The 11,864-nt window shown below is 54.0% G+C and carries 7 protein-coding genes; all 7 read left to right on the top strand.

The annotated features are described in order from the left end of the window. The first annotated feature begins 132 nt into the window (after nucleotides 1–132). The 7 genes from pilV (at nucleotide 133) to clpB (ending at nucleotide 11,814) form a co-directional block, all read left to right on the top strand. On the top strand, nucleotides 133–783 hold the full coding sequence (gene pilV / locus ATF69_RS15455) for a type IV pilus modification protein PilV (protein ID WP_146871510.1): 651 nt from the start codon (nucleotides 133–135) through the stop codon (nucleotides 781–783). Beyond that, nucleotides 780–1,829 (top strand): PilW family protein, encoded by a 1,050-nt coding sequence (locus ATF69_RS15450; protein ID WP_146871509.1) that lies wholly within the window; start codon nucleotides 780–782, stop codon nucleotides 1,827–1,829. Before pilV ends, ATF69_RS15450 begins: the two co-directional genes overlap by 4 nt. A gap of 1 nt (nucleotide 1,830) precedes the next feature. Then, complete coding sequence (locus ATF69_RS15445) at nucleotides 1,831–2,475, top strand: pilus assembly PilX family protein (protein ID WP_146871508.1); 645 nt, start codon at nucleotides 1,831–1,833, stop codon at nucleotides 2,473–2,475. Nucleotides 2,476–2,489: 14 nt separating this feature from the next. After that, entirely contained in the window at nucleotides 2,490–6,905 is a 4,416-nt protein-coding gene (locus tag ATF69_RS15440) for a pilus assembly protein (RefSeq protein ID WP_146871507.1), read from the top strand. Beyond that, complete coding sequence (locus tag ATF69_RS15435; RefSeq protein WP_056746997.1) at nucleotides 6,902–7,414, top strand: type IV pilin protein; 513 nt, start codon at nucleotides 6,902–6,904, stop codon at nucleotides 7,412–7,414. Before ATF69_RS15440 ends, ATF69_RS15435 begins: the two co-directional genes overlap by 4 nt. After that, nucleotides 7,411–7,980 carry a GspH/FimT family pseudopilin gene (locus ATF69_RS15430; protein WP_244303737.1) on the top strand — a complete coding sequence of 190 codons (570 nt, stop codon included), beginning with the start codon at nucleotides 7,411–7,413 and terminating at the stop codon, nucleotides 7,978–7,980. The genes ATF69_RS15435 and ATF69_RS15430 overlap by 4 nt, the downstream gene beginning before the upstream one ends. Nucleotides 7,981–9,207: 1,227 nt before the next feature. Beyond that, complete coding sequence (gene clpB / locus ATF69_RS15425; RefSeq protein ID WP_146871506.1) at nucleotides 9,208–11,814, top strand: ATP-dependent chaperone ClpB; 2,607 nt, start codon at nucleotides 9,208–9,210, stop codon at nucleotides 11,812–11,814. Nucleotides 11,815–11,864: the final 50 nt, after the last annotated feature.

Genomic DNA, 11,864 nt, shown 5'->3' with positions numbered 1-11,864 from the left:
AGTGTAGACGTTTGCGGAGACTCACTCATTGAGCAGCGCCGTTCTTCTTTTTGGCGCCCGGCGGTCAATCCAAACGCACAAACGGCTCGCTGCCACCTACCCTTAAGAGGGCATGCTCCGTAAGATAAGCCTATGAAATATCGATCTTCATTCGGCTACATACGCAAACCAGTATCCGCTCAATGTGTGGATTCATCGCGCGAAGAGCGGGGCTTCACTTTGGTGGAGGTCTTGGTCGCCATCGTAATTCTGGCTTTCGGCATGTTGGGAACCGTAGGCATGCAGGCATTTGCACTCCAGGCAAACCGCGATGCACGCCTCCAGGCTCAGGCGGTGGTCTTTGCGCGTGAGTTGGCGGAAATGATGCGCGGGAATAAGGAAATTGCGGTCAAGACTACTGCTGCCGCCAACCCGTATTTGGTGACATCAATGACGATGGCGTCGCCAAGCTACTGCATGAGAGTCGCCAATGCATCTACTGGGTGTACATCCACGTTGGATGTAGCCAGCGCAGAAATGACGGATTGGTTGGCTCGCGTGGCGGCTGAGCTACCGGATGCGCGTGTCACGGTTTGTTTCGATGGAGCGCCATATGACGCCAATGGACTGCCTCAGTGGAACTGCAATGCAACGGGTGCTGACGAAATTGTGTTCATCAAAATTGGCTGGACGCGGACTGTGACAGACAAGAGTCAAACCGGTAGCGCTGCTCTCGAAAGAGCTAACGACAGTGGCAGCCGCCCTTATGTCGTAGTTCCTGTGACTAGTGGGAACGCAACATGATGAAATGGTCAACTTTTCTTGCCTCTGGTGGCGCGCAACGTCAAGATAGTCGCCAAAAGGGCGTAACGCTTGTTGAGTTGATGGTGGCAATGGCGTTGGGGCTCTTGATTGCGCTTGCTGCTGCTGCTGCCCTGCTGGTTTCTCGCCAAGGGTTCGCCGCAGTGGATGCAGCTTCGCAGTTGCGTGACAACGGGCGATATCTGCAAAGCCTTACCCAGCGCCTTGGCGTGCAGGCGGGTTATAGAGATGTCAAATTTGCAACGGATACGACTGCCAAGGCCAACCAATCTTACGGGGCGACTGCTCCTCCCCCAAATATTTTTGGATTGAATAATGCGTCCCGAACGTCCACTGCGACCTGGGATGCAGGCACCGTGCGTACCTCGGGGCAAGTTGGTTATGGCAGCGATATCCTAGTGCTGCGACATCAGACTAGCTCATCGACTCCAGATGCGACAAGCTCTGATGGAACCATGATTGACTGTGCCGGCGTGGCGTCAACCGCTGTCCCCACGGGGCTGGATGACAAACTGGTCAGTATTCTCCACGTGGGTGTGGGATCAGACGGCGAGCCGGCACTTCTGTGTTCGCGGTCGGATACAGGGGCGGCGCCCTATGACGTACAGCCGATTATTTCTGGTGTTGAGAATTTCCAAGTGCTTTACGGAGTGGATGGTATTGGACCCGGAAATACTACGGTTCCTATTCCATCTGCTTCGGCGGACTCGATTCCCGAGCGATATTTGCGGGCAGACCAACTGACGGTTGCAGGCAACGACGCTGCCACCTATGCCAACTGGCAGCGCGTTCGCAGCATTCGAATTGGTGTTGTGCTACGCGGGCCACCTGGGTCAGCTATCGATAATGCAAGTCAGACGTTTTACCCCCTGGGGGTTTCCAAAGCCTCGGGAAGCGGTACACCGGGGTCGGGTTTTGCCAACAATTCAACAGATCCCGGCACTGCTTACACGCCCACAGTCGATAGTCGCTTAAGGCAAGTGGTCACATTTACTGTGCACTTGCGAAATTTTCAGGGTGAGTACTGAAATGATGAAAATACCCTTACATCAGAAACGTCCGGCATCAATGAGTGAGCAAGGGCTTTCATTGATTATCGTGATGTTGATACTCATTGTAGTTTCAATTTTAGGAGTGGGCGGTATACAAATCTCCATGATGGGTGAACGGGGAACCCGTAATGACAGAGATATGCAAATTGCCTGGCAAGGGGCCGAGGCTGGATTGATAGATGCGGAGTTTGATATCGAAGGGCTTCCTGCTGCGTCACCCAATAAGAGAAGTGTAGTATTCAAACGCGGTGATGTAGATCTGGCCAAATTCATTGATAACTGTGGTGACTCGGGGCAGAGCATTGGCTTATGTGCGCTTAAAGATGCCGGAAAACCGGCTTGGTTGACAGTCGATTTCACTGCAACGGGTACGGGTGCGAAGGCGGTGGAATTGGGTACGTACACTGGGCGGGACTTTCCGTCAGGCGTGAAGGGGACGCAACCGGCCAAACCACCTCGTTACATTATCGAACCTATTCTTGATCGATATGGGGTCAAGTCGTACAGGACTACCGATCCTACCGCTGGTTCTGGCCCATCTTATGTGTACAGGGTCACATCCATGGGCTTTGGCCCCAACGGAGAAACTCAAGGAGTGCTCCAGATGATTTATAGAAATTAAGCGGTGAGATAAACATGTCAAAATTCTCTAAAAATCTAGCCGCTCTTGGCGAGCGAGTACTTCAAAAATCTCGAAATTTGCTCAAGGGTAGACGTGCTGCGTACGCCGCGTGGGGATTGGCGCCACTCGCTATCGCTGTTTCATTTGTTGCGATTGGTAGCGGTACTCCACCCTCCATTCCAGCCATTGCCCTTGCCACCGAGCCTCTCTATGCTGCTGTGGTGGTTGATAAGCCCGCCATGGCTCTTGCCCTGTCTGTGGAGTTCCCAACGGTGGGTGCTCAATATACCCCAGGGGGTAGCACGGATAATACTTATGATACCGCTAAGGAGTATCTTGGATACTATGATGCGGAGAGTTGTTATTCCTACAACAATTCACCCAGCGAAACCCCCGCTGCTAGCCAAACAGCGACTGATTACAAGAGATTTGATCGCGTTGGAGCTGCGACTGGGCGCAAATGTACCAATGCATTTAGCGGCAACTTTTTGAACTGGGCGTCTAACTCAGCCATCGATATGCTTCGTTTGGCGCTGTCTGGTGGAGACAGATATATTGACACGCCTTCATTGACCATACTGCAGCGCGCGGTTATCCCTAACGGGGACCCTACCTGCATGTGGAACTCTACAAACTTCCCTGGTAAGCGACTGTCCAAAGACGGCGGTGGGGCGGGTAGTTATTGGGGGGCGGTGCCGGCGTCAATGATCGCTAATGCAAATGGCGGCGATATTTATGTGGCCAACACGTTAAATCGGATTTATTTTGGTACGTCGCAGACGGGAAGCTGTACAGACAACACTGGCTACAGGCTCGGTAGCACTATAGGTCCGATCACCAAGCAAACTGGAAATCGCCCAGTGAGTTCTGTGTTGTGTTCTGCAGAGAATACATTTTGTACTTTTTCGGGTACTAAGATGGTTTGGTATGGGAAAAAAAATGGGACTACCAATAATTGGTATGTTGCGCCTGCCTACAATGGAGTAAGCTGCAATTCGACAACTTTTGGAGATCCGTATCCGGGGCAGGCCAAAGAGTGTTACATACTCGACTATTCGGGGACATGGACTCCTCCGACTACCGCGGGTACTTTTAATACCGATGGATTCTTCTACGCCCGAGTGCAGGCTTGTAACTCCACATCGGGTACTTTGCAAGATACTAGAAACTATAATTTTTGCAAACAATATCCTAACGGTAATTATAAGCCCACCGGCGTAATTCAAAAATATAGCGACCAGATTCGATTGGCAGCATTTGGCTATTTGTTGGATCAAACGGCCAGTTATAATGCTGGGGGTCGGTATGGTGGCGTTTTACGTGCTCCGATGAAGTATGTGGGTGCGAAGACATACAACATCTATGGCCAAGACAACACTCCGACGGGGGGGAACCCAAAGGCGGAATGGAACGCCAATACCGGCGTATTTCTTGATAACCCCGATTCAAACGCAACGCCTGCTATCAGCGGGGTTATAAATTATCTAAACAAATTCGGGCGAACCGGACCTACACCTGGTGTGTACAAAAAATACGATCCGGTAGGAGAGCTGCACTACGAGGCGCTTCGCTATTTGCAGGGGCTCCAGCCTAGTGCTGATGCCGTCAGTGGAACGATTACGGCCACGATGGCTGACGGTTTTCCATATTTCACTACTTGGACCGATCCATACGGGGATGGTCGCAGCAATGCTAGCGATTATTCGTGTGTGAAGAGCAATATTGTAGTCGTCGGTGATATCAATACTCACGATGGTAATCGGCTTCCCACTGCAAGTGCTGCCAATAATATTCCGGACATTAATTACTGGCGAGGTATAGTCCAGAAGTTTGAGAAGAACACTGCTGGTACATATGTGGATGGACAGGGAGCTAGTCAGAGCATTGCGAATCCAAATACTCCTAACAACAGCGTTCCTTCTGCTACAAGCACAAGCCAAATAATGGGCTCGGCGTATTGGGCGAGAACCCATGACATCAGAGGTTCTGGCTGGACTGCTGACACAGCCAAGCAGCGTCCTGGGCTCCGGGTGAAGACTTTTCTTTTTGACGTCAATGAATATGGCGCGCAAAACGACAACACTACGCGCCGTACGGCAAACCAGTTTTTCATGGCTGCCAAATATGGTGGCTTTGAAACGGATCCAACCAATCCAGGGCAAAAGCCGTATAATGTTAAAGGCAATCCCTTTAAAGATCAAAATAATGTAAATAATAATAATGTGTGGCAAAAAGCTGCTGAGCCCGGCGAGGCAAGCACTTATTATGTTTACAACACATCAAAAACTTCGCCGGCCCGCGAGGTGCTCACCGCATTTGATGAGATTTTCAGTAGAGCTTCTACCAGTGCCCGAAGTGTTGCCGGTGGTGGTTTGAGCACCGGCAGTAAGGTGACCAGTAATTCAGTTTCTTATTCTGCTAAATTCGACACCAGTAACTGGAGTGGAGATGTGGTTGCTGAGCCCATCACTCAAGATGCAAGTAATAATTTAGTTATTGGCACGCAGCTTTGGAGTGCTGCTCAGCGCTTGGACAACATGATTTCACCCGCTGCTAACCGCAAGATTTTCGTGGGACGCGTGGGTGCAACATCAAGCACCACCGCCACCGCCTTCACATGGGGAGCGATCGATGCAACATTGAAAGCGCAGCTCGATAAAGCTAGTCCGGCCGCAGCTGCGGATGGCTTGGGTCAAGATCGTCTTGCTTTTCTTCGTGGCGATCGGACGAAGGAGGGGACGCCATTTCGGGTGAGAAGTTCTTTGCTGGGTGATATTGTTAACTCTAATATTTCGTACTCTGGGGCTCCTTCCAAGGCCTTCACTGGTGCGGGATATACCGCTTTCCGAGCTGACTACGATTCACGAACTCCTGCCGTTTTTGCTGGATCTAATGACGGCATGTTGCACGCATTCAACGCCACTACGGGCGATGAGTTGTTCGCATATATTCCAAGTTGGCTGGGGCGTAATTTGTCGGCGCTGACAGATCCTACCTTTGCCAACAACCACCAAAATTATGTAGATGCTCCTTCTGTAGTCTCTGAGGCACAAGTAGCCAACACTGGCGCAAGCACGGATTGGAAAACAGTTTTGGTGTCAGGCACTGGTGGCGGTGGGTCTGGTGTGTTTGCGCTTGATGTGTCTAACCCTGCTAATTTCAGTGCATCCAATGTCATGTGGGAGTTCACTCGTGCGGATGATGAGGATATGGGGCAGGTTGTTGGTGAACCAAAAATATTAAAGGTCAAGACGAGTGGAACAAGCTCAACGGTTACCTATCGATGGTTTGCTGTTGTCGGGAGCGGAGTGAATAATTATGTCCCTGATGCTGACAATAGGTTCAGCTCTACCGGCAAGCCTGCACTATTTTTGTTAGCCCTCGACAAGCCTTCTGGAGATGCGTGGTCGCTAGGTACCAATTATTACAAGGTTTCGGTGCCCACTGATTCATCTCTTGCTTCAACTAATGCCACTGGTGTTACCAACTTTAGCGCCCTGTATGGCACGCAAGGCGAGATGACAGATATCTATATGGGTGATCTCCATGGTGCACTGTGGCGCCTTAAGTTTGCCGGAAAATTACCTACTGATTGGAATATGGACAAATTGTCGTATTTTGATAAAGGCAGTGCCGGCAGTCCAGTTCCTTATCCTTTATATATCGCTCGAACGGGTGATGCAACTCCTAAGGTCCAACCTATTTTTGCGGCGCCCACCCCTTTTGCGGGTCCCATTGTGAGTGGTTTGGAATCTTTCTATATTGTCTTTGGAACGGGAAAATATCTTGAATCCAGTGATAATATTTCCACGACTACCCAGTCGGTTTATGCTGTGTATGATAATGGGGGCACAACGGCAGATAATTCACCTGCCAGCGCTAGTGTAATTACGGGGCGGGGGCGCTTGCAGGCCGGAACGGTGAATACAACAGCAAAGACCATTACTGTAAGTGCCTTTAAATGGGGGCGGCCGACAACCAGCGCGGATCTGACGAGCCGTGCGGGTTGGTATTTTGATTTGCCCGTTTCTGGGGAGAGAATAGATCAAGCGGCACTGGATTTGGGTACGTTATATGCTGCAATCAATTCCAAAATTCCAGGCTCTACCTCAGCTGGCGCTGGCTCATGCTCTAACACGCTTGGTAGCGGTAATCAGTATTTTCTGAGCATTAATACCGGCTCCGGATCGTACGTACCCTCCAGCCTTGGGTTGCTTGGCCCTCCGGTATTGCTTTCAAACGATTCGGAAACAGTTGTCACACCTTCGGATAGCACTGGGAGGCGCGTTCGCACTACGACACTTCGTCGCTTCACTCAGGCCCAGAGTGGTATCGATACCAGTGCCCCTCCTGTCACAACGAAAGAAACCATTGGGCGTTTGAACTGGCGACAAATTTTTAACTACCAAGATATGAAGAACGCGCCATGAATAAAATTAAAAAATATGCTGCGGGGTTCACGCTGATTGAACTCATGATTGTTGTGGCAATTGTTGGTATTTTGGCTGCTGTTGCGTACCCTGCCTACACTGACTCAGTTCTGAAGGGGCGCAGAGCACAGGGCAGGGCTGCGGTAGCGCAATTGCTGCAGCAACAGGAGCGCTATATTACGCAGCAGAATTGCTACCTCGGCTTCACCACAAACTCGGCAGGCGTTGCGACTGCTACGTCTCCTGGTGCAGCGTGCGGTGGCGTTACGGCGGCGTCCGTGCCTTTCAAGACCTTTTCGGGTGATACTTTGAGTAATTCGCATTACCTATTGAGCGCGGATGCTTGCCCAGCCGGGGCTGGCACTCTCTCAATTGGAGATTGCGTCAGAGTTATTGCAACGCCCGTCAAAGCTGATCCTAAAGTTGGCTCCTTGCAGATGACTACCACTGGGACAAAGTCATGTACAGGCACATCCGCATCAACTGACCCTAAACTCTGCTGGCCATGATGATGAAATTTCATAGTTCTGGTTTCACGCTTATTGAACTGATTGTCACCATAGCTATTGCGGCTGTGTTGGCCAGTCTTGCTGTGCCTAGTTTTATTCAATATCAGCGTAATTCAGAGCTTTCGTCGTTGACCAACTCACTTTTGGCCGCTGTCAATGCAGCGAAAGGTGAAGCCATGAAAACCGGCAGAAATGCTTTTGTTGTGCCGAGGGGCTCTGGTTGGAATAGTGGGTGGCTGGTGTATGTGGATGTGAATCGTGATAATTCATTCACAGACGGCACTGACATTGCCGTCCAAACACAGGATGCTCTGAAGAGTTATTTCAACATAACAGGTAATAGCATTGCAGCGGGCTCCACACCTTATATTAAATTTGATAATTCTGGATATTCAATTGACAACAGCGCCTCGCCGGTTGCGTTGAGTTTGACCATTGCCCGGACAGATGCGTCGTCCTCAAGTGCTTTGGAGGAAACCAGGCGCGTGGTGGTGGCCCGGACCGGGCGCGTGAGAACATGTAAGCCGAGCACCGATTCAAGCTGCACCAGTTCCGCAACCCAGTAGAGAGCATTGCTTTCCCGCGAAGGGCTGTATGGCCGGTTAGCTAAAATGCGCTGCCGATCAATTTGTTGGTGTTGGACCGGCGCTATGCCCACTGAGGGCCGCGTTGAATTACCGTAGCCCTTGGAATCGTCTTCACATTCCTTGAGTAGTCCGATTGCACAGGTCTATGCCCAAGCGGCACCCGAGTGGCGAAATAGTTTCCTGAGCGATAAAGTCAAGCCCCCGCTTAACACGGATCTCGTCACCCTGTGGAGCCGGAAGTTCTGGGGGATATCTCGCTAGACAGCCACAAGCCCTCGAATCTACGCCTCGAAATGGGAGGTCTTTAGAAGTGGCCACTCTGCTGGCATCTGTTTTGGCTTGAACGGGCCAAACTGGGCGCCAAAGTCTTAGAAGGCGCATTGCGCGAGATGCCGACCTTTCGCTACTTTGTCGGGCTGATGTACCGGGATGAGGGGATCCCCTGCGAGTGGTGCATCCTGTGCGTTGTCGCTGTCTGGCGTGTCCAAGTGGGCCCATCAGAGCCGCATTACCCCCCCCCACTGCTTTGCCGCTGGCCAAAAGAATGCTGCCCAGGGCAGGCGGAGTTGCGGATGCCACGCATAGACCAAAAAGCAGTGAGCGTGATTCCACGATGGCCAAAACAAGCAGGGTAACCGATGGCGCTTCAATACAAAGGCGCATGCCATAGCGGACTTGGATGCGGGCTTGGTGCGTACAGTGCGTTGTACTAGCCGAGTGTGGGCTGCAAATTGGTCCAGAGCCTGGGCTGGGGACACAAGCCTTCGGGGATACAAGCTGCCAAGAGGGGCGGCTCTATGCAAACTACAGCACGCATGGCGGAGTCTTGTCTCGGGGTGCTGCAAGCACAGTGCGCTTGGCAAGGCCCCTGCGTTGGGCGCCTTGTTTGGTCGAGCCGCACGAGACTATCAAAGTAAAAGTAGGCATTCGCGCCAAGGCGAATGTAGAGCCCCCCGAGGAAGCAATTGCATCGCGCATTCCCGCGCGACTGGACTCAGAATGCCTCCTGTTTACGAGGTGGTGCATTGTGGGGCCGAGTGGCGCCAAGCTAGATCCGCCATCGATTTGAGGAAGGCGTTTCAGGCCGTAGTCGTTAACCGCAATTCGCAGCTAACTCCTGATGAAAGTCAACGAACCGTCGCAAGCACTGTCTTGAAAACGGTCACTCGCCGCCTCAAGTTCAGTGCAATTCGGAGGACATAGACCATGCGTCTCGACAAATTCACCACCAAATTTCAGGAAGCCCTGAGCGATGCCCAAAGCATCGCGCTGGGTAACGACCACGCCTACATCGAGCCGGTACACGTGCTGCAGGCTATGCTGCAACAGGACGATGGCCCCAAGGCGTTGCTGCAGCGTGCGGGTGCCAACGTGCCAGGCTTGCTGGCGGCTGCAGAGGCAGCCGTCAAGCGCCTGCCCCAGGTGCAAGGCAACGACCAGGTACAAGGCGGCCCTGAGCTGGGGCGTGTGCTCCAGGCCACCGAGAAAGAGGCCATCAAGCGCGGTGACCAGTTCATCGCCAGCGAGCTGTTTTTGCTCGCCGTGATCGACAGCAAGGGCGAAGCCGCCAAGATCGCCAGGGACAACGGCCTCACGCGCAAGAGCCTGGAGGCCGCCATCGAGGCCGTGCGCGGCGGTCAGAAGATGGACAGCGCAGAGGCCGAAGGCCAGCGCGGTGCTCTGGCCAAGTACTGCCTGGATCTCACCGAGCGCGCTCGCCTTGGCAAGCTGGATCCCGTGATTGGCCGCGACGACGAAATCCGCCGTGCTATCCAGGTGCTGCAGCGCCGCACCAAGAACAACCCCGTGCTGATCGGCGAGCCCGGCGTGGGTAAGACCGCCATCGTAGAAGGCCTGGCCCAGCGCATTGTGGCGGGCGAAGTACCCGAGAGCCTCAAGGGCAAGCGCGTGCTCAGCCTCGACATGGCCGCGCTGCTTGCGGGTGCCAAGTTCCGTGGCGAGTTTGAAGAGCGCCTGAAAAGCGTGCTCAACGAACTGGCCAAGGACGAAGGTCAGACCATCGTCTTTATCGACGAGCTGCATACCATGGTGGGCGCGGGCAAGGGCGAGGGCGCGATGGACGCGGGCAACATGCTCAAGCCCGCGCTGGCGCGTGGCGAGCTGCACTGCGTGGGGGCCACCACACTCGACGAATACCGCAAGTACATCGAAAAGGATGCTGCACTGGAGCGGCGCTTCCAGAAGATCCTGGTCGGCGAGCCCACCGTGGAGGCGACCATCGCTATCCTCCGCGGCCTGCAGGAAAAATATGAGGTCCACCACGGCGTGGACATTACCGACCCGGCGATCGTCGCTGCGGCCGAGCTGAGCAATCGCTACATCACGGATCGCTTCCTGCCGGACAAGGCGATCGACTTGATCGATGAGGCCGCGTCCAAGATCAAGATCGAGATGGACTCCAAGCCTGAGGTTATGGATAAGCTTGACCGCCGCCTGATTCAGCTGCAGATCGAGCGCGAAGCGGTGCGCCGCGAGAAGGACGAGTCCTCGCAAAAGCGCTTTGCGCTCATCGAGGAAGAGATCACCAAGCTGCAAAAGGAAATCGCCGACTACGACGAGATCTGGCAGTCTGAAAAGGCCCAGGCGCAAGGTAGCGCTCATGTGCGCGAGGCCATCGACAAGCTCAAGTTCCAGATCGAGGAATTCACTCGCAAAGGCGACTTCAACAATGTGGCCGAGCTGCAATACGGCAAGCTGCCTGAGCTGGAAAAGCAGTTGAAGGAAGCCCAAGCGCAAGAGGCTGGCAAGGACGGCGCGCCCGCCACGCGCCGCCTGCTGCGCACGCAGGTGGGCGCCGAGGAAATCGCTGAAGTGGTGAGTCGCGCTACGGGCATTCCCGTGGCCAAGATGATGCAGGGCGAAAAAGACAAGCTCCTGCAGATGGAGTCCAAGTTGCACGAGCGTGTGGTGGGCCAGCAAGAGGCGATTGCCGCAGTGGCCAATGCGATTCGCCGTTCGCGCTCTGGGCTGAGTGACCCCAATCGGCCCACTGGATCGTTCCTGTTCCTCGGCCCCACGGGCGTGGGCAAGACCGAGCTGTGCAAGGCGCTCGCGGGTTTCCTGTTTGACAGCGAAGACCACTTGATCCGCGTCGACATGAGCGAGTTCATGGAGAAACACTCGGTGGCCCGTCTGATCGGTGCGCCGCCCGGCTACGTGGGCTACGAGGAGGGCGGCTACCTGACCGAGGCCGTGCGCCGCAAGCCCTACAGCGTGCTGCTGCTCGACGAGGTGGAGAAGGCCCACCCCGACGTCTTCAACGTGTTGCTGCAGGTGCTGGACGACGGCCGCCTGACCGACGGCCAGGGCCGCACCGTGGACTTCAAGAACACGGTGATCGTGATGACGAGCAACATCGGCTCGCATCTGATCCAGGCCATGGTGGGGCAGGATTCGGAAGACATCAAGGAAGCCGTCTGGGGTGAACTCAAGAACCACTTCCGGCCTGAGTTCCTGAATCGCATTGATGAGACCGTGGTGTTCCATGCGCTGGATGCCCAGCACATTGCCTCGATCGCCAAGATCCAGCTGCAGCTGTTGCAATCCCGGTTGGCGAAGATGGATTTGGAGTTGCAGGTGTCCGACGCTGCCTTGGCAGAATTGGCCAAGGTGGGGTTCGACCCCGTGTTTGGTGCGCGGCCGCTCAAGCGGGCGATTCAGCAGCGCATAGAGAATCCGCTGTCCAAGCTGTTGCTGGAAGGGCGATTCCCGCCCAAGAGTGTGATTCCGGTCACCGTCAACCCTGTCCTGGAGCCTGGTGTGTTCCAGTTCGGAGTCGCCCCGCAAGAGTAATGTGGGCTCGGGAGGCGGTTGCGGTGTGATTCAGCACCGCAATCTGCATC

Source organism: Acidovorax delafieldii (assembly GCF_007993815.1).
In the GTDB taxonomy this organism is placed as follows: Bacteria; Pseudomonadota; Gammaproteobacteria; order Burkholderiales; family Burkholderiaceae_C; genus Acidovorax; species Acidovorax delafieldii.
The sequence above is the reverse complement of the archived record's forward strand: the minus strand, read 5'-3'. Positions and strand labels throughout refer to the sequence as shown.